General features: G+C 43.4%; 19 protein-coding genes. 18 read left to right on the top strand and 1 reads right to left on the bottom strand.

What is annotated here, in order from left to right:
* Positions 1–41: 41 nt before the first annotated feature.
* From HMPREF0849_RS09305 to HMPREF0849_RS09285, 5 genes are all read left to right on the top strand, one after another.
* On the top strand, positions 42–557 hold the full coding sequence (locus tag HMPREF0849_RS09305; RefSeq protein WP_000691244.1) for a histidine phosphatase family protein: 516 nt from the start codon (positions 42–44) through the stop codon (positions 555–557).
* 37 nt (positions 558–594) lie between these two features.
* Complete coding sequence (gene radA, locus HMPREF0849_RS09300; RefSeq protein WP_009013772.1) at positions 595–1,932, top strand: DNA repair protein RadA; 1,338 nt, start codon at positions 595–597, stop codon at positions 1,930–1,932.
* Between the two features lie 72 nt (positions 1,933–2,004).
* Positions 2,005–2,499, top strand: a complete 495-nt coding sequence (locus HMPREF0849_RS09295; RefSeq protein WP_009013771.1) for a beta-class carbonic anhydrase — start codon at positions 2,005–2,007, stop codon at positions 2,497–2,499.
* A 214-nt stretch (positions 2,500–2,713) separates the two neighbouring features.
* Complete coding sequence (locus HMPREF0849_RS09290; RefSeq protein ID WP_000010171.1) at positions 2,714–3,682, top strand: ribose-phosphate diphosphokinase; 969 nt, start codon at positions 2,714–2,716, stop codon at positions 3,680–3,682.
* 119 nt (positions 3,683–3,801) lie between these two features.
* On the top strand, positions 3,802–4,239 hold the full coding sequence (locus HMPREF0849_RS09285; RefSeq protein WP_000076506.1) for a CoA-binding protein: 438 nt from the start codon (positions 3,802–3,804) through the stop codon (positions 4,237–4,239).
* A gap of 26 nt (positions 4,240–4,265) precedes the next feature.
* On the opposite strand, the gene HMPREF0849_RS09280 is transcribed toward HMPREF0849_RS09285, so the two are convergent.
* Entirely contained in the window at positions 4,266–5,276 is a 1,011-nt protein-coding gene (locus tag HMPREF0849_RS09280) for a YeiH family protein (protein ID WP_000009129.1), read from the bottom strand.
* 152 nt (positions 5,277–5,428) lie between these two features.
* Here HMPREF0849_RS09280 and HMPREF0849_RS09275 point away from each other — a divergent pair, with 152 nt between their 5' ends.
* The 13 genes from HMPREF0849_RS09275 (at position 5,429) to purF (ending at position 19,892) form a co-directional block, all read left to right on the top strand.
* On the top strand, positions 5,429–6,598 hold the full coding sequence (locus HMPREF0849_RS09275) for a pyridoxal phosphate-dependent aminotransferase (protein ID WP_000366333.1): 1,170 nt from the start codon (positions 5,429–5,431) through the stop codon (positions 6,596–6,598).
* A complete protein-coding gene (gene recO / locus HMPREF0849_RS09270) occupies positions 6,595–7,365 on the top strand; it encodes a DNA repair protein RecO (RefSeq protein ID WP_000616127.1) in 771 nt (256 codons plus the stop codon). Before HMPREF0849_RS09275 ends, recO begins: the two co-directional genes overlap by 4 nt.
* Positions 7,362–8,354, top strand: a complete 993-nt coding sequence (plsX, locus tag HMPREF0849_RS09265) for a phosphate acyltransferase PlsX (RefSeq protein WP_000717429.1) — start codon at positions 7,362–7,364, stop codon at positions 8,352–8,354. Before recO ends, plsX begins: the two co-directional genes overlap by 4 nt.
* Before the next feature lie 5 nt (positions 8,355–8,359).
* Positions 8,360–8,596 carry an acyl carrier protein gene (locus HMPREF0849_RS09260; RefSeq protein ID WP_000136435.1) on the top strand — a complete coding sequence of 79 codons (237 nt, stop codon included), beginning with the start codon at positions 8,360–8,362 and terminating at the stop codon, positions 8,594–8,596.
* A 439-nt stretch (positions 8,597–9,035) separates the two neighbouring features.
* On the top strand, positions 9,036–9,224 hold the full coding sequence (locus HMPREF0849_RS09255) for a class IIb bacteriocin, lactobin A/cerein 7B family (protein WP_000180835.1): 189 nt from the start codon (positions 9,036–9,038) through the stop codon (positions 9,222–9,224).
* A gap of 17 nt (positions 9,225–9,241) precedes the next feature.
* The gene (locus HMPREF0849_RS09250) at positions 9,242–9,409 is read left to right on the top strand and encodes a bacteriocin (RefSeq protein WP_000415691.1); all 168 of its coding nucleotides are present in this window, start codon (positions 9,242–9,244) and stop codon (positions 9,407–9,409) included.
* Positions 9,410–9,418: 9 nt separating this feature from the next.
* A complete protein-coding gene (locus tag HMPREF0849_RS09245; RefSeq protein WP_000722239.1) occupies positions 9,419–9,607 on the top strand; it encodes a hypothetical protein in 189 nt (62 codons plus the stop codon).
* Between the two features lie 208 nt (positions 9,608–9,815).
* Positions 9,816–10,010 (top strand): hypothetical protein, encoded by a 195-nt coding sequence (locus HMPREF0849_RS10730; protein ID WP_001080063.1) that lies wholly within the window; start codon positions 9,816–9,818, stop codon positions 10,008–10,010.
* Between the two features lie 165 nt (positions 10,011–10,175).
* Positions 10,176–12,329, top strand: coding sequence for a peptide cleavage/export ABC transporter ComA (gene comA / locus HMPREF0849_RS09230; protein ID WP_000668332.1), 2,154 nt, complete (start codon positions 10,176–10,178; stop codon positions 12,327–12,329).
* Positions 12,330–12,341: 12 nt separating this feature from the next.
* Entirely contained in the window at positions 12,342–13,691 is a 1,350-nt protein-coding gene (gene comB / locus HMPREF0849_RS09225; protein WP_000801579.1) for a competence pheromone export protein ComB, read from the top strand.
* A gap of 168 nt (positions 13,692–13,859) precedes the next feature.
* A complete protein-coding gene (gene purC / locus HMPREF0849_RS09220; protein ID WP_000043285.1) occupies positions 13,860–14,567 on the top strand; it encodes a phosphoribosylaminoimidazolesuccinocarboxamide synthase in 708 nt (235 codons plus the stop codon).
* A gap of 66 nt (positions 14,568–14,633) precedes the next feature.
* On the top strand, positions 14,634–18,359 hold the full coding sequence (locus tag HMPREF0849_RS09215; protein ID WP_000361227.1) for a phosphoribosylformylglycinamidine synthase: 3,726 nt from the start codon (positions 14,634–14,636) through the stop codon (positions 18,357–18,359).
* 93 nt (positions 18,360–18,452) lie between these two features.
* Positions 18,453–19,892: an amidophosphoribosyltransferase gene (purF, locus tag HMPREF0849_RS09210; protein WP_000220662.1), complete on the top strand. Its 1,440-nt coding sequence runs from the start codon at positions 18,453–18,455 to the stop codon at positions 19,890–19,892.
* The last annotated feature ends 11 nt before the right edge of the window (positions 19,893–19,903 follow it).

The following is a 19,903-nucleotide window of genomic DNA, read 5'->3' as shown; positions in this document are numbered from 1 at the left end:
TGGCGTGCGGACTGGTGGTTTTGGGTCAACTGGACACTAAGATGAAGATTATCTTTGTACGTCATGGGGAGCCAGATTACCGTGAGTTAGAGGAACGTTCTTATACAGGTTTTGGGATGGATTTAGCACCTTTATCTGAGAAAGGACGGCAACAAGCTCAGGAACTTTGGCAAAATCCTTTGCTACAATCGGCTAATCTACTAGTGACTTCAGCAGTAACGAGAGCTTTAGAAACGGCTTTTTATGTATCTTGTGCTACTGGCCTTCCTTTGAGGGTGGAGCCTTTGTTACACGAATGGCAGGTCTATGAATCAGGCATAGATAGATTTGAAGAGGCTAGAACACTATTTCTAGAAAACAAGGGGGAGTTACTTTCTAATAGTCCTATTCAATATGAGACAGCTACGGAAATGAAGTCTCGGTTTCTAGAATGTATGGCTAAGTATAGAGACTACCAGACTGTGGTAGTTGTCACTCATCGAATGCTCATGCGCCAATTTGTACCAGACGAGAAGATTGATTTTTGCCAAGTGATCGAGTGTGAGGTAGAGATTTAGAAAGAGGTTTATCATCGCAAAGAAAAAAGCGACATTTGTGTGTCGAAATTGTGAATATAATTCACCTAAGTATCTAGGACGTTGTCCCAACTGTGGAGCTTGGTCTTCTTTTGTAGAAGAAATCGAGGTTGTCGAGGTTAAGAATGCGCGTGTGTCCTTGACGGGTGAGAAAACTAAGCCCATGAAACTGGCTGAAGTAACGTCTATCAATGTCAATCGAACCAAGACCGAGATGGAGGAATTTAACCGTGTGCTTGGAGGCGGAGTGGTACCAGGAAGTCTCGTCCTTATCGGTGGGGATCCAGGAATCGGGAAATCAACCCTTCTCCTACAAGTTTCAACCCAGTTGTCTCAAGTGGGAACTGTTCTCTATGTCAGTGGGGAGGAGTCTGCCCAGCAAATCAAGCTACGAGCAGAGCGCTTGGGGGATATTGATAGCGAGTTTTATCTCTATGCAGAGACCAATATGCAGAGTGTTCGATCTGAGGTGGAGCGCATCCAACCAGATTTTCTCATCATCGACTCTATCCAGACGATTATGTCTCCTGAGATTTCAGGGGTGCAGGGGTCTGTGTCTCAGGTTCGTGAAGTAACGGCTGAACTCATGCAGTTGGCGAAGACTAATAACATTGCTATCTTTATCGTAGGACATGTGACCAAGGAAGGGACCTTGGCTGGTCCGCGTATGTTGGAGCATATGGTGGATACGGTGCTTTACTTTGAAGGGGAGCGTCACCATACCTTTCGTATCTTGAGGGCAGTCAAAAACCGTTTTGGTTCCACTAATGAGATTGGGATTTTTGAGATGCAGTCGGGTGGATTGGTTGAGGTCCTCAATCCGAGTCAAGTTTTCCTAGAGGAGCGTTTGGATGGGGCTACTGGCTCGTCAATCGTTGTGACCATGGAAGGGACCCGTCCGATTTTGGCGGAGGTTCAGGCTTTGGTAACACCAACCATGTTTGGAAATGCTAAACGTACGACGACTGGACTTGATTTCAATCGTGCAAGTCTGATTATGGCTGTTTTGGAAAAACGAGCAGGGCTTCTCTTGCAAAACCAGGATGCCTATCTCAAATCTGCTGGTGGTGTAAAATTGGATGAGCCTGCCATTGACTTGGCTGTTGCAGTGGCTATTGCCTCTAGTTACAAGGACAAGCCTACCAATCCTCAGGAATGTTTTGTGGGTGAACTGGGCTTGACCGGAGAAATTCGGCGCGTGAATCGCATCGAACAACGCATCAATGAAGCGGAAAAATTGGGCTTTACCAAGATTTATGTACCCAAGAATTCCTTGACAGGAATCACTCCACCCAAGGAAATTGAAGTCATTGGTGTGACGACTATTCAGGAAGTTTTGAAAAAGGTCTTTGCATAATCCGTGACAAATCCTCTTAAAAATGATAAGATAGGAGAAATATTTGATTATCAAATTTTTGAGGAGGGAATCGTGTCGTATTTTGAACAGTTTATGCAAGCCAATCAGGCTTATGTTGCCCTACATGGGCAGTTAAATCTGCCACTTAAACCCAAAACCAGAGTAGCTATCGTGACCTGTATGGACTCACGTCTACACGTTGCGCAAGCTCTAGGTTTGGCCCTTGGGGATGCTCATATCTTGCGGAATGCGGGTGGTCGAGTAACTGAGGACATGATTCGTTCACTGGTGATTTCCCAGCAACAAATGGGGACAAGAGAAATCGTGGTGCTTCACCATACAGACTGTGGAGCTCAAACCTTTCAAAATGAAAGTTTTCATGAACATTTGAAACACGAGCTCGGAGTTGATGTGTCTGGTCAAGACTTTTTACCATTTCAGGATGTGGAAGAGAGCGTGAGAGAGGATATGCAATTGCTTCGAGAATCTCCACTGATTCCTGATGATGTGGTTATTTCAGGTGCTGTCTATGATGTGGATACAGGAAGTATGAGAGAAGTATACTAACTTTATCTCGAAAAAATCTCATCCTAGCATAAAATCGATTGTTAAAATGTAGGATTTTTAGTTTTAATATAGCTAATATAAAATAGTAAAAAACAAGGGTATAAATGTTTGCCCTTGTTTTATTTTTGATTGAAAAATAAAGGAAAAAGCGCTACAATGGTAAATGGAAAATGTTGTGTGAAAAACAAGTGATACATAAATACCGGAGGAAATCATGTCTTTTTCTGATTTAAAGCTGTTTGCCCTTTCTTCAAATAGAGAATTGGCAGAGCGTGTGGCGCAAGAGATTGGGATAGAGTTGGGGAAATCGACTGTTCGTCAATTTTCAGATGGGGAGATTCAGGTCAATATCGAAGAATCAATCCGTGGAAAACACGTCTTTATCCTACAATCAACGAGCTCACCTGTAAATGACAATCTGCTCGAAATTTTGATCATGGTAGATGCCTTGAAGCGGGCTAGTGCAGAATCCGTCAACGTTGTTATGCCTTACTATGGTTACGCACGTCAGGATAGAAAAGCGAGAGCGCGTGAGCCAATCACTGCAAAACTTGTGGCAAATATGCTAGAAGTGGCTGGTGTGGATCGTTTGTTGACGATTGACTTGCACGCTGCGCAGATTCAGGGATTCTTTGATATTCCTGTGGATCACTTGATGGGCGCTCCATTGATTGCGGACTACTTTGAACGTCGTGGAATGGTTGGGCAAGACTATGTTGTTGTCAGTCCAGACCATGGTGGTGTGACTCGTGCTCGTAAATTGGCAGAGTTTTTGAAAACTCCGATTGCAATTATTGACAAACGTCGTAGCGTGGACAAGATGAATACCAGTGAAGTGATGAACATCATCGGTAAGGTAGAAGGCAAGACTTGTATCTTGATTGACGATATGATTGATACCGCTGGAACAATCTGCCATGCGGCGGATGCACTTGCTGAAGCAGGCGCAGTTGCGGTCTATGCAAGCTGTACACACCCAGTTCTTTCGGGGCCAGCTATGGACAATATCCAAAAATCAGCTATTGAAAAATTGGTTGTTTTGGATACCATCTACTTGCCAGAAGATCGTTTGATTGATAAGATTGAGCAAATCTCTATTGCTCATCTCTTAGGTGATGCTATTATCCGTATCCACGAAAAACGTCCTCTTTCTCCATTATTTAGTATCGAGAAAAAAATCTAAACTTTCACTTGAATAAACGAATTTCCTGGCAAGCTTTTTCTCTTGCTAGGAATTTTTTTGTAGTCAAAATCTGCAAGCCTTTTCAAAATATGCTATACTGAGAAAAAAGGAGGATTTCTATGAGCCAAGAATTTATCAATCCAAGTGATGGTGTGGTACGTCAGTATCTTGCAACCAGTAAAACGTTAGCGGTAGTAGGCTTGTCCGATCGTGAAGAAACAACTAGCAATCGAGTGACTAAGGAAATGCAGGCTCGAGGCTATAAAATCATTCCAGTTAATCCCAAGGTTGCAGGTGGTGAAATTTTGGGAGAAAAGGCTTATGCAAGCCTAGCTGAGATTCCTTTTCCTGTCGATATTGTCAATGTTTACCGTCGTAGTGAGTTTTTGCCCGATGTGGCGCGTGATTTTCTCAAAGCTGATGCTAAGATTTTCTGGGCACAACTGGGACTTGAAAGCTTAGAAGCAGAAGAAATCTTGCGTGCTGGAGGATGCGACGACATCGTAATGAATCGCTGTATCAAGAGAGAGCACACACGCTTAATTCTTGAACAATAAAAGGTAGCCATGGGCTACCTTTTGTCTTAGAAAATACCAATCAATGCCTGCATGCCTAGGCTGGTTAAGATGATGGCAATCCAGCAAAGGGCACCAAGAAGAATGGACTTGCCGCTGGATTTGATCAATCCAATGAGATTGGTTTTGAGACCGATAGCGCTCATGGCCATGACGATAAGGAATTTGGAGAGTTGCTTAAGAGGGGTAAAGATACTACCGGACACACCGAGAGAGGTAAGGAGAGTCGTTAAGAGAGAAGCCAAGATAAAGTAAAGGATAAAAAGTGGGAAGACTTTTTTTAGTTGGAAACCCTGGCTATTTTTTTGTTGGCGACTTTGCCAGAAGGAGAGAAAGAGCGTGATAGGAATAATGGCAAGGGTGCGTGTGAGTTTAACAATAGTTGCAGACTCAAGGGTATTGGTCTGATAAAGACTGTCCCATGCGCTGGCTGTGGCCGTTACAGAAGAAGTATCATTGACCGCAGTTCCTGCAAAGAGGGCGAAGCCTTCATTTGATAGATGAAGCCAGGTTCCTAGAGTTGGAAAGATGAGTGCCGCTAAGACATTGAAGAAAAAGATAACGGAAATGGCTTGGGCAACTTCTTTTTCCTTGGCATGGATAACGGGTGCTGTCGCAGCAATGGCAGAACCTCCACAGATCGAAGAACCCACTCCAATCAAGGTAGCCAGTTTAGTATTCAAAGCAAAAAAGCGCTGGAAGAGGTAGGCTACAATCAAGGAAATCGAAATGGTGGAGAGGATAACAGGGAGCGAAGATTGCCCGACTGCGAATACTTGCGAGATATTGAGACCAAAACCGAGCAAAATAACGGCATATTGAAGTAATTTCTTGGAACTAAATGTCAAGCCGGCATCCAGTTGTTTATAGGCTGATAGAAAAGGGTGAAGGAGCATCCCCGCAAAAATCGCAAAGACAGGTGCTCCCACGACAGGAAAGAATCCTCCTAGGTACCAGGATATGAAAGAAATGAGAAGGCAGGCCAAGATTCCTGCCCCATTTTTTGATAAAAATGACATATAAACCTCCGAAAATAAGCACTTTTTATTATAAGCTTATCCATCAGAAAAGTAAAATAGAAAACAGAAAGGATTAACTCAAAATGTAATTTTGCGGTCAGGGAGCTTTTGTAGTATAATAGTACTATGTTCTGTAAGCAAGGGGGATATCTATGGACTTAACCAAGCGCTTTAATAAACAGTTAGACAAGATTCAAGTTTCCTTGATTCGCCAGTTTGACCAGGCTATTTCGGAGATTCCTGGGGTCTTGCGTTTGACCTTGGGGGAACCTGATTTTACAACGCCAGATCATATCAAGGAGGTAGCCAAGCGAGCCATTGACCAGAACCAATCCTACTATACAGGGATGAGCGGTTTGCTGACTCTACGTCAGGCAGCCAGTGACTTTGTTAAGGAAAAGTACCAACTGGACTATGCTCCTGAAAATGAAATCTTGGTTACAATTGGGGCGACAGAGGCTTTATCTGCTACTTTGACAGCTATTTTGGAAGAGGGAGACAAGGTGCTCTTGCCAGCTCCTGCCTATCCAGGTTATGAACCGATTGTCAATCTGGTTGGGGCAGAGATTGTCGAGATTGATACAACTGAAAATGGTTTTGTTTTGACCCCTGAGATGTTGGAAAAGGCCATTTTGGAGCAGGGTGACAAGCTCAAAGCAGTTATTCTCAACTATCCAGCCAATCCGACAGGAATTACCTATAGTCGGGAGCAGTTGGAAGCCTTGGCAGACGTTTTACGCAAGTATGAGATTTTTGTTGTCTGTGATGAGGTTTACTCAGAATTAACCTATACAGGCGAAGCCCATGTATCTCTGGGAACTATGCTGAGAGACCAAGCTATTATTATCAATGGCTTGTCTAAATCGCATGCTATGACTGGTTGGCGTTTAGGCTTTATCTTTGCTCCTGCGGCCTTCACAGCTCAGTTAATCAAGAGTCACCAGTATTTGGTTACTGCTGCAAATACGATGGCTCAGCATGCTGCGGTGGAGGCTTTGACCGCTGGTAAAAACGACGCAGAGCCTATGAAAAAGGAATACATCCAGCGTCGAGATTATATCATCGAAAAGATGACTGCTCTTGGTTTTGAGATTATCAAACCAGATGGGGCCTTCTATATCTTTGCTAAGATTCCAGCAGGTTACAATCAAGACTCCTTTGCTTTTCTGAAGGATTTTGCCTATAAGAAGGCCGTTGCCTTTATCCCTGGTGCAGCCTTTGGACGTTATGGAGAAGGCTATGTTCGCCTGTCCTATGCAGCCAGCATGGAAACAATCAGAGAGGCCATGAAACGACTTGAGGAGTACATGAGAGAATCATGATTCAGTCTATCACGAGTCAAGGCTTGGTGCTCTACAATCGAAACTTTCGTGAGGATGATAAGCTAGTCAAAATTTTTACCGAGCAGGCGGGCAAGCGCATGTTCTTCGTCAAACACGCTGGTCAATCTAAACTAGCTCCGGTTATTCAGCCCTTGGTGTTGGCAATATTTCTCTTGCGAATCAATGATGACGGGCTTAGCTACATCGAGGATTACCATGAGGTGATGACCTTTCCAAAGATTAATAGTGATCTCTTTGTTATGGCCTATGCTACCTATGTGGCAGCTCTTGCAGATGCTAGTTTGCAGGATAATCAGCAGGATGCTCCCTTGTTTGCTTTCTTGAGGAAGACTCTGGAGTTGATGGAAGCAGGTATAGATTATCAGGTTTTGACCAATATTTTTGAAATTCAAATCTTGACTCGATTTGGAATCAGCCTTAATTTTAATGAGTGTGTCTTTTGCCATCGGGTAGGTCAGGCCTTTGACTTTTCTTTCAAATATGGAGCCTGCCTCTGTCCGGATCATTTTCATGAGGACGAGAAACGTTGCCATCTGAATCCCAACATCCCTTATCTGCTCAATCAATTTCAAGCCATTGATTTTGAGACCTTGGAGACCATTTCGCTCAAGTCTGAAATCAAGCAAGAGCTACGCCAATTTATGGATCAACTCTACGAAGAGTACGTTGGGATTCACCTTAAATCAAAGAAATTTATTGATTCCCTAGCAGACTGGGGACAATTACTAAAAGAGGAAAACAAATGAAAAAAATTGCAGTAGATGCTATGGGGGGCGATTACGCACCTCAAGCCATCGTTGAGGGTGTCAATCAAGCCCTTGCTGATTTTTCAGATATTGAGATTCAACTCTACGGAGATGAAAGTAAGATCAAGCAATATCTAACGGCGACAGAGCGCGTCAGCATTATCCATACGGATGAGAAAATCAACTCAGACGATGAGCCGACAAAAGCTATCCGTAAGAAGAAAAATGCCAGCATGGTATTAGCGGCCAAGGCAGTCAAAGAGGGAGAAGCAGATGCCGTCCTCTCAGCTGGGAACACAGGTGCCTTGTTGGCTGCAGGATTCTTTATCGTGGGTCGTATCAAAAATATCGATCGTCCAGGACTCATGTCGACCTTGCCGACCATCGATGGAAAAGGGTTTGACATGCTAGACCTTGGGGCCAATGCAGAAAATACAGCCCATCATCTGCACCAATACGCTGTCCTAGGTTCCTTCTATGCGAAAAATGTTCGTGGGATTTCGAAACCACGTGTTGGTTTGCTCAACAATGGAACAGAAAGCAGCAAGGGAGATCCGCTTCGTAAGGAAACATACGACTTGTTAGTAGCTGATGAAAGTTTGAACTTTGTCGGAAACGTGGAAGCGCGTGATCTGATGAATGGCGTTGCGGATGTTGTCGTAACAGATGGTTTCACGGGAAACGCTGTTCTCAAATCTATCGAAGGTACAGCTTTGGGAATCATGGGCTTACTTAAAAATGCTATTACGGGTGGTGGCCTTCGAGCGAAGCTAGGTGCTCTACTTCTCAAGGATAGTCTTAAGGGGTTGAAGACACAGCTCAACTATTCAGATGTTGGAGGAGCAGTCTTGTTTGGCGTCAAGGCGCCAGTTGTAAAAACTCATGGCTCAAGTGATGCCAATGCTGTGTACAGTACGATTCGTCAGATTCGTACCATGCTAGAAACAGACGTAGTTGCTCAGACTGCGCGTGAATTTTCAGGAGAATAAAAAAGATGACAGAAAAAGAAATTTTTGACCGTATTGTAACCATTATCCAAGAGAGACAGGGAGAAGACTTTGCCGTAACAGAGGCTTTGAGTTTGAAAGACGATCTAGATGCGGACTCAGTGGATTTGATGGAGTTTGTTTTGACACTAGAAGATGAATTTGGTATCGAAATCACTGATGAGGAAATCGACCAACTTCAAAGTGTAGCGGATGTAGTAGCGATTATTAAAGATAAAAAATAGCCAAAAGCAACATGCAAGTCATGTTGTTTTTTATTTGCAGAAAAAAGAGAAACTTTTAGTAGAAATTGCGAATAAAGAGATGAGAAAGAAAAAGGAGGAACATTTATGTATGTGACTGGTTTTTATCCGTGGTTCATTAAGTGGTTTTTAAAATAAAAATGAATGAATTGTTCATTTTCGAATTGTTTTTCGAATAGATAGGTAAGGAAAAGGGAAGGAGACTATGTGATGTATTTACCAATCTTATTGCCATGGTTGATCAAATGGTATTTAAAATAAATGAAATTTACCTGTTCATTTTAAATTACTTCTCGAAAATAGATAGGTAAGGAAAAAAGAAAGGAGAGAAGAAAATGATTTCAGTAATTTACCCAATCTGGCTATTTAAGTGGCTTAGAGGTTAAAGATTAAATATATAGAAAAAATAAGGAGAAAACAAATGACAAACTTTGACAACATGGAACAGAACTTTGTAGCTCTTACAGAAGAAGAGTTGACGGATGTGAATGGGGGAGCATGGCCGATTGTAGCTTGGGTGATTGCTAATCCTGTGACAGCAGCTAAAATTGCTGGTGGAATTACTGCAGCAGGAATTGCAGGTTATAATTATGTGACGAGTAGATGGTAATAGAAGGAGGAGATGATATGGAAAAATCTATTTTAAAATTTGAAACAATGACTGATACGGACTTGCAGGAAATTCAAGGGGGAGCCTTTCCCCTTCTTATCCCTGTGGCAGTTGGTTTTGTAAAAGGTTTTGTATATACAGGTGGAGCTATTTTAACAACTCGAGCACTCTTTTCAGGTAAATAGGAGTCTGCTATGAAAAAAATCTTATTAGGATTTGCTGAGGGGTATTTTGTCGTATCGATTATTCTTTATATCGCAACGTATATGATTATGAAAAATCCGATCAATACCTTGTTTTATCCAGAAACCTATCCAATTCTACTTGGTCTGTTTTATCTAGGATACAAGTACAAAACAAAAGAAAGTACGATTGGGAATTGATGGACCATCAGATTGGAGTTTGAGATGAAAGTTGTTCAATTACTAGGAAACACTTGGCCAGAGACCACTGTATTATTTAGCTCGATGGCTTATCTAATTATTAGAATCGTGGCTAACGTAAACAAAATAAATCTACCTACGATTTCCTTGTTTTTAGTGGTTTTTATTTTACTGTGTCGGGGCCAAGGAGAAAGAAAAGGAGAATAGAATGAATAGGATTGTAAAATATGTTCTACTATTCACTTTCCTATTTTTGATGAATATTTTCATCTTTGGGATACTAGCAACTCTTGGATTTCAAGTAACAATGAGTGAAAATAGTTATATGGTGCCCCCGGTGTTTGCGTTTATCGTTTTATACACTATTCACAAAAGAAGTGGGAAATGTAAGAAATCTCTGTAATTGAATATTTTAGGCAGGACTCTTGTTCTGCCTCTTTTCTTTGACAAAAAGTGCTGTTTAGGCGTGGATATTGTTTTTTCAGAAACAATTCCCTTATTTCTTCTTCGTTTGGTTAAAATAATCTTACAAAGTTTTTAAGAGATTGTTAGAAAAAAGGAGATAGATATGAAATTTGGGAAAAGACACTATCGTCCCCAGGTGGATCAGATGGATTGTGGCGTGGCTTCCTTGGCTATGGTCTTTGGCTACTACGGTAGTTATTACTCCTTGGCTCATCTACGAGAGTTGGCCAAGACGACTATGGATGGGACGACTGCTTTGGGTGTTGTAAAGGTAGCAGAGGAGCTTGGCTTTGAGACGCGTGCTATCAAGGCGGATATGACGCTCTTTGACTTGCCAGATTTGACCTTTCCCTTTGTGGCCCATGTGCTCAAGGAAGGGAAGCTGCTCCACTACTATGTGGTGACAGGTCAGGATAAAAAGCACATTCATATCGCCGATCCAGATCCCAGTGTTAAGCTGACCAAGATTTCCCGTGAGCGTTTTGCGCAAGAATGGACAGGGGTCAGTCTCTTTATGGCGCCATCTCCAGACTATAAACCCCATAAGGAGAAAAAACAGGGACTCCTATCCTTCTTGCCAATATTATTCAAACAACGTGGCTTAATTGCCAATATCGTCCTAGCGACACTCTTGGTGACCCTGATTAACATTGTAGGTTCTTATTATCTGCAGTCTATCATTGACAGTTACGTACCAGACCAGATGCGCTCGACACTGGGTATTATCTCTATTGGGCTGGTTATCGTCTATATCCTCCAGCAGATTTTGTCTTATGCGCAGGAATACCTCTTACTTGTTCTGGGTCAACGGTTGTCCATTGATGTGATTTTGTCCTACATCAAGCATGTTTTTCATCTGCCGATGTCCTTTTTCGCGACACGCAGGACAGGAGAAATCGTATCTCGTTTTACAGATGCCAACAGTATCATCGATGCGTTGGCGTCGACCATTCTGTCGATTTTCCTAGATGTGTCGACGATTTTGATTATCTCGCTGGTCTTGTTTTCACAAAATATGACACTCTTTTTCATTAGTCTGCTTGCGCTTCCCATCTATACAGTGATTATCTTTGCCTTTATGAAGCCTTTTGAAAAGATGAATCGGGATACCATGGAAGCTAATGCGGTTCTGTCTTCTTCTATCATCGAGGACATCAACGGTATTGAGACCATTAAGTCTTTGACCAGTGAAAGTTCACGCTATCAAAAGATTGATAAGGAATTTGTGGCTTATCTGAAAAAATCCTTTACCTACAGTCGGGCAGAAAGCCAGCAAAAGGCACTGAAAAAAGTTGCCCAGCTCCTGCTCAATGTTGCTGTTCTCTGGCTGGGAGCTATTCTGGTCATGGATGGGAAAATGAGTTTGGGTCAGCTGATTACTTATAACACCCTGCTTGTTTACTTTACCAATCCTTTGGAAAATATCATTAACCTACAAACCAAACTTCAGACAGCGCAGGTTGCCAATAATCGCTTAAATGAGGTTTATCTAGTAGCTTCGGAGTTTGAGGAGAAGAAAACGGTAGAAGATTTGAGCATGATGAAAGGGGATATGACCTTTAAACAGGTTCACTACAAGTATGGCTATGGTCGTGACGTCTTGTCGGATATCAATTTGACCATTCCGCAAGGGTCTAAGGTGGCTTTTGTGGGGATTTCAGGGTCAGGAAAGACCACCTTGGCCAAGATGATGGTTAATTTTTACGACCCAAGTCAAGGGGAGATTAGTCTGGGTGGTGTCAATCTCAATCAGATTGATAAAAAAGCCCTGCGCCAGTATATCAACTATCTGCCTCAACAGCCCTATGTCTTTAACGGAACGATTTTGGAGAATCTTCTTTTGGGAGCCAAGGAGGGGACGACTCAAGAGGATATCTTACGGGCAGTCGAATTGGCCGAGATTCGAGAGGATATCGAGCGCATGCCACTGAATTACCAGACAGAATTAACTTCGGATGGGGCTGGAATTTCAGGTGGACAACGTCAGCGAATCGCTCTGGCGCGTGCTCTCTTGACAGATGCGCCTGTCTTGATCTTGGACGAGGCGACCAGCAGTCTGGATATTTTGACAGAGAAGCGGATTGTTGATAATCTCATGGCTTTGGACAAGACCTTGATTTTCATCGCCCACCGCTTGACCATCGCTGAGCGGACAGAGAAGGTTGTTGTCTTGGATCAGGGCAAGATTGTCGAAGAAGGCACCCCTGCAGACTTGCTTGCACAGGATGGCTTTTATGCCCATTTGGTCAATAGCTAGAAAGAGGAGAAGATGAAACCAGAATTTTTAGAAAGTGCGGAGTTTTATAATCGTCGTTATCATAATTTTTCCAGTCGGGTGATTTTACCTATGTCACTTCTGTTCATGTTTTTACTGGGATTTGCAGTTTTTGCAGAGAAGGAGATTAGTTTGTCTACCCGAGCAACTGTCGAACCGAGTCGGATCATTGCCAATATCCAGTCGACTAGCAATCAACGCATTGTGGCCAATTATCTGGAAGAAAACAAGTTGGTCAAGCAAGGAGATCTGCTCGTTCAGTACCAGCAAGGGGCGGAGGCTGTCCAGGTCGAAGCATACGCCAGTCAATTGGAGATGTTAAAGGATCAAAAAAAGCAGTTGGGATATTTGCAATCCAGTTTGAAAGAGGGGAGTGATCAATTTCCAGAGGCGGATAAGTTTGGTTATCAGGAGATGTTTCGAGACTATCTCAGCCAAGCTAGTAGTCTTAGGAGTAATGTTTCTCAGCAAAATGCCAGCATCTCCTCTCAAAATGCGGCAGCAAGTCAGAGCCAGGCCGAGATTGGCAATCTTATCAGTCAAACAGAGGATAAAATTCGAGACTACAAAACAGCTAAGTCAGCGATTGAAAAGGGAGATCAACTGGATAGTCAGAATCCAGCCTACTCTTTTTATCAGACCTATAAAAATCAAGGTGAAGAAGATCCGCAAGCTAAATCGCAAGTTATTGCGCAAGTGGATGCACAAATTGCCCAGCTAGAGTCCAGTCTAGCTACGTATCGTGTACAGTATGCGGGTTCTGGAGCTCAGCAGGCCCACGCAACGGGACTGGATAGTCAACTGGAATCGCTCAAGTCTCAGCACTTAGTCAAAGTTGGCCAGGAATTAACTCTTTTGGATCAGAAAATTTTAGAAGCAGAGTCGGGTAAGAAAGTCCAGGGAGGTCTCCTCGATAAGGGGAAGATTACAGCAAGTGAGGATGGGGTGCTTCACCTTAATCCTGAAACCAGTGATTCTACCATGGTCGCAGAAGGAACCCTGCTAGCCCAACTCTACCCATCCTTGGAAAAAGAAGGGAAAACCAAACTCACAGCTTATCTCAGTTCAAAAGATGTTGCTAGAGTCAAGATTGGGGACTCTGTCCGTTATACTACGACTAATGATGCGAAGAATCAAATTTTCCTGGATTCCACGATTACAAGTATCGATGCGACAGCTACAAAGACTGAACAAGGAAATTTCTTTAAAATTGAGGCGGAGACCCATCTGACTTCTGAGCAGGCTGCAACACTTCGCTATGGTTTAGAAGGCCGCCTGCAGATGATTACGGGAAAGAAAAGCTATCTCCGTTATTTTTGGGATCAATTTTTGAATAAAGGGTAATATTCGTGTTTTTCAGAGGATAAATGATTTTAAAACTGTAAGAAGAGTTCATCTTGCAGTTTTTCTTTACGCTTAAAACAGAAAAACGTTATTTATTCGTAAAAACCTTGAATTTTTCATGCTTTTGTGGTAGAATGTGCTCAAGTAAAACGAAAGGCGAACTTTAAAATGTCAAAACAACTGATCTATTCGGGAAAAGCCAAGGATATCTATACAACTGAGGATGAAAATCTCATTATTTCAACTTACAAGGACCAGGCAACTGCCTTCAACGGTGTCAAGAAGGAGCAGATTGCGGGCAAGGGAGTCTTGAATAATCAGATTTCATCTTTTATTTTTGAGAAATTAAATGCGGCTGGTGTAGCAACTCACTTTGTGGAGAAACTTTCAGACACGGAACAGCTCAATAAAAAAGTTGAGATTATTCCTTTGGAAGTTGTGCTCCGCAACTACACGGCTGGTTCCTTTTCAAAACGTTTTGGCGTAGAAGAAGGTATTGCATTTGAGACTCCGATTGTCGAATTTTACTATAAAAATGATGATTTGGATGATCCCTTTATCAATGACGAGCATGTGAAATTCCTTAAAATTGCGGATGACCAGCAGATTGCTTACTTGAAGGAAGAAACCCGTCGTATCAATGAACTTTTGAAGGCTTGGTTTGCTGAGATTGGTCTTAAATTGATTGACTTTAAGCTAGAGTTCGGTTTTGACAAGGATGGCAAGATTATCTTGGCAGACGAGTTTTCACCAGATAACTGCCGTTTGTGGGATGCGGATGGCAACCACATGGACAAGGATGTTTTCCGTAGAGGTCTCGGAGAATTAACAGATGTTTACGAGATTGTCTGGGAGAAATTGCAGGAATTGAAATAATCTGTTTGCAAGACTCTCAAGGTCGTTGGGAACATTGCAAGAGCTGAAATAAAGGAATAAGAATTGATGGATAAACGTATTTTTGTTGAGAAAAAGGCTGATTTTCAGGTCAAGTCAGAGAGTTTGGTAAGGGAGCTCCAGCACAACTTGGGACTGTCAACTTTGAAAAGTATTCGCATTGTGCAGGTTTATGATGTCTTTGATTTGGCAGAGGACTTGTTTGCACCTGCGGAAAAACACATCTTCTCTGAGCAGGTAACAGACCATGTCTTGGATGAATCAGCCGTACAAGCGGATCTTGCCAACTATGCTTTCTTTGCCATTGAAAGTTTGCCAGGACAGTTTGACCAGCGTGCAGCTTCGTCACAGGAAGCCTTGCTTTTGCTGGGGAGTTCGAGTGATGTGACAGTCAACACAGCCCAACTTTATCTGGTCAATAAAGATATTGATGCGACTGAGTTAGAAGCGGTCAAGAACTACCTGCTCAACCCAGTTGATTCTCGTTTCAAGGACATCACGACAGGGATTGCCAAGCAGGAATTTTCAGAGTCAGACAAAACCATTCCGAAATTGACTTTCTTTGAAAGCTATACAGCAGAAGACTTTGCGCGCTACAAGGCTGAACAAGGAATGGCCATGGAAGTTGATGATTTGCTCTTTATCCAAGACTACTTCAAGTCAATCGGGCGTGTGCCGACTGAGACGGAACTTAAGGTTTTGGACACTTACTGGTCTGACCATTGTCGTCACACGACTTTTGAGACTGAGTTGAAGAATATCGACTTCTCAGCTTCTAAATTCCAAAAGCAATTGCAAGCGACTTATGACAAGTATATTGCCATGCGTGAGGAACTAGGTCGGTCTGAAAAGCCACAAACCTTGATGGATATGGCGACTATTTTCGGTCGTTATGAGCGTGCTAATGGGCGTTTGGATGATATGGAAGTGTCAGACGAAATCAATGCCTGCTCGGTTGAAATTGAAGTGGACGTTGATGGTGTCAAGGAACCATGGCTCCTAATGTTCAAGAATGAAACTCACAATCACCCAACGGAAATTGAGCCATTTGGTGGAGCGGCAACTTGTATCGGTGGCGCTATTCGTGACCCATTGTCAGGCCGTTCTTATGTTTACCAAGCCATGCGTATCTCAGGTGCTGGTGACATTACAGCGCCGATTTCAGAAACGCGCGCTGGGAAATTGCCTCAACAAGTCATTTCGAAGACAGCGGCTCATGGTTATTCTTCGTATGGGAACCAAATTGGTCTGGCGACGACTTACGTTCGTGAATACTTCCACCCAGGTTTTGTAGCCAAACGCATGGAGCTAGGTGCCGTTGTCGGAGCGGCTCCTAAGGAAAATGTTGTCCGTGAAAAACCGGAAGCCGGTGATGTGGTTATCCTTCTCGGTGGTAAGACTGGACGTGATGGTGTCGGTGGTGCAACGGGATCTTCTAAGGTTCAAACAGTTGAGTCTGTAGAGACTGCTGGAGCTGAGGTTCAAAAAGGGAATGCCATCGAAGAGCGCAAGATCCAACGCCTTTTCCGTAATGGCGATGTCACTCGTCTTATCAAGAAATCCAACGACTTTGGAGCAGGTGGTGTCTGTGTGGCTATCGGTGAATTGGCAGATGGTCTTGAAATCGACCTCAACAAGGTTCCTCTTAAATACCAAGGATTGAATGGTACAGAAATTGCTATCTCTGAATCACAAGAACGGATGGCAGTTGTGGTGCGTCCTGAGGACGTAGATGCCTTCGTTGCAGAATGTAATAAAGAAAATATTGACGCGGTTGTTGTGGCAACAGTAACTGAAAAACCAAATCTTGTCATGCACTGGAATGGTGAAACCATCGTCGACTTGGAACGTCGTTTCCTTGATACAAACGGTGTGCGCGTAGTCGTTGATGCCAAGGTTGTGGACAAGGATGTCAAACTTCCAGAAGAACGTCAAACATCTGCTGACACACTTGGAGCTGATACCCTTGCGGTTCTATCTGATCTCAACCATGCGAGTCAAAAAGGATTGCAAACCATCTTTGACTGCTCGGTCGGTCGTTCAACGGTCAATCACCCGCTTGGTGGTCGCTACCAACTCACACCAACTGAGGCATCTGTGCAGAAATTGCCAGTTCAGCACGGTATGACTCACACTGCGTCTGTCATGGCGCAAGGATTTAACCCTTATGTAGCAGAATGGTCTCCATACCACGGTGCTGCTTATGCGGTTATCGAAGCAACTGCTCGTTTAGTGGCTGCTGGTGCCAACTGGTCCAAGGCTCGTTTCTCTTATCAAGAGTATTTCGAGCGCATGGATAAACAAGCAGATCGTTTCGGTCAGCCAGTAGCAGCTCTTCTAGGCTCTATCGAAGCACAAATCCAGCTTGGTTTGCCATCTATCGGTGGTAAGGACTCTATGTCTGGTACTTTTGAAGAATTGACTGTACCGCCAACCTTGGTCGCTTTTGGAGTTACGACAGCGGATAGCCGTAAGGTCCTTTCTCCAGAATTTAAAGCTGCTGGTGAAAACATCTACTACATCCCAGGTCAAGCCCTCTCTGCAGAGATTGATTTTGACTTGATTAAGTCTAACTTTGCTCAATTTGAAGCCATCCAAGCTGGACACAAAGTAACATCTGCATCAGCTGTTAAATACGGAGGTGTCCTTGAAAGCTTGGCACTTGCTACCTTTGGAAATCATATCGGTGCAGAGGTGACCTTGCCTGAACTTGAAACAGCCTTGACAGCTCAATTAGGCGGATTTGTCTTCACATCTCCTGAAGAAATCGCTGGAGTAGAGAAGATTGGACAAACGAAAGCAGACTTTACACTCCTTGTCAACAGTGTGAAGCTAGATGGACAGAAACTTGACAGTGCCTTTCAAGGAAAATTGGAAGAAGTTTACCCTACTGAATTTGCTCAAGCTAAAGAACTGGCAGAAGTGCCAGCTGTCGCTTCTGACGCAGTCATCAAAGCCAAGGAAACCATTGAAAAACCAGTGGTTTACATCCCAGTCTTCCCAGGAACAAACTCAGAATATGATTCAGCAAAAGCTTTTGAAAAAGAAGGTGCAGAAGTCAACTTGGTGCCATTCGTGACCTTGAATGGAGAAGCCATTGTCAAGTCAGTTGAAACCATGGTTGACAATATCGGCAAGGCAAACATTCTCTTCTTTGCAGGTGGATTCTCAGCTGCGGATGAACCGGATGGATCAGCTAAGTTTATTGTCAATATCTTGCTCAATGAAAAAGTGCGTGCAGCCATTGATGGCTTTATCGCTCGTGGTGGCTTGATTATCGGTATCTGTAATGGATTCCAGGCCTTGGTCAAATCAGGTCTTCTTCCATATGGAAACTTTGAAGATGCAAGTAGCACTAGCCCAACCCTTTTCTACAATGATGCCAACCAACACGTGGCTAAGATGGTGGAAACTCGGATTGCCAATACCAACTCACCATGGTTGGCTGGAGTACAAGTGGGCGATATCCATGCCATTCCAGTATCACATGGTGAAGGGAAGTTTGTCGTGACGGCTGAGGAATTTGCAGAGCTCCGTGACAATGGTCAAATCTTTAGCCAATACGTTGACTTTGACGGCAAACCAAGTATGGATTCTAAGTACAATCCGAATGGTTCGGTAAATGCCATCGAAGGAATTACCAGCAAGAATGGTCAAATCATCGGTAAGATGGGCCACTCAGAACGTTATGAAGGCGGTCTTTTCCAAAACATCCCAGGAAATAAAGATCAGCACCTGTTTGCGTCGGCGGTTAAATACTTTACTGGAAAATAAGACTTACAGATTTTCTAATAGATAGTATCAGTAATGTAAAAGTCATGTAAATTTAGCTCTTGGTGCTACACAAATAAAAATTAGGTATAAAAAATGACATACGAAGTAAAATCTCTTAATGAAGAATGTGGTGTTTTCGGTATCTGGGGGCATCCAGATGCTGCTAAATTGACCTATTTTGGTCTCCACAGTCTTCAGCACCGTGGTCAGGAGGGGGCAGGAATCCTCTCCAATGATCAGGGGCAATTGAAGCGTCATCGTGACATGGGGCTTTTATCAGAAGTATTCAGAAATCCAGCTAATTTGGATAAACTAACTGGAACGAGCGCGATTGGGCATGTGCGTTATGCGACTGCAGGCGAAGCTTCTGTAGATAACATCCAGCCCTTCCTCTTCCGTTTTCACGATATGCAGTTTGGCTTGGCTCATAATGGGAACCTGACCAATGCAGAATCCCTCAAGAAAGAATTGGAACAAAGAGGCGCTATTTTCAGTTCGACTTCCGATTCAGAAATCTTGGCTCACTTGATTCGCCGTAGTCACAATCCTAGTTTGATGGGCAAAATCAAGGAAGCACTCAGCCTTGTCAAAGGTGGTTTTGCCTACATCTTGCTATTTGAAGATAAGTTGATTGCGGCTCTTGACCCCAATGGTTTCCGTCCCCTTTCGATCGGTAAAATGGCTAACGGAGCAGTCGTAGTGTCATCTGAAACCTGTGCTTTTGAGGTTATTGGTGCAGAATGGATTCGCGATTTGAAGCCAGGTGAGATTGTGATTATTGATGACAAGGGCATCCAGTATGACAGCTATACAGATGATACTCAGCTCGCGATTTGCTCTATGGAGTATATCTACTTTGCCCGCCCTGACTCTAATATTCATGGTGTCAATGTCCATACAGCTCGTAAACGTATGGGGGCTCAATTGGCGCGTGAGTTCAAGCACGAAGCGGATATCGTGGTCGGTGTGCCAAATTCTTCACTCAGCGCAGCCATGGGCTTTGCGGAAGAATCTGGTCTGCCAAATGAAATGGGTCTCATCAAAAACCAATACACCCAACGCACCTTTATCCAACCGACTCAAGAATTGCGAGAGCAAGGTGTGCGGATGAAACTCTCTGCCGTTTCAGGCGTTGTCAAAGGCAAACGTGTCGTTATGATTGATGATTCCATTGTTCGTGGGACAACCTCTCGTCGTATCGTTCAGCTCTTGAAAGAAGCAGGTGCGACTGAGGTTCACGTTGCTATTGGGAGCCCTGCGCTAGCTTATCCATGTTTCTACGGGATTGATATCCAGACGCGTCAGGAGTTGATTGCTGCTAATCATACGGTTGAAGAGACTTGTCAAATCATTGGGGCGGATAGCCTGACCTATCTTTCAATTGATGGATTGATTGATTCCATCGGGATTGAAACAGATGCGCCAAATGGCGGTCTCTGTGTCGCTTACTTTGACGGCGACTACCCAACTCCTCTCTACGACTATGAGGAAGAGTACCATAGAAGTTTAGGGGAAAAAACTTCTTTCTATTAGAAGAGAGTTAG

Source organism: Streptococcus sp. C300, assembly GCF_000187645.1.
GTDB lineage: Bacteria > Bacillota > Bacilli > Lactobacillales > Streptococcaceae > Streptococcus > Streptococcus oralis_CQ.
The sequence above is the reverse complement of the archived record's forward strand: the minus strand, read 5'-3'. Positions and strand labels throughout refer to the sequence as shown.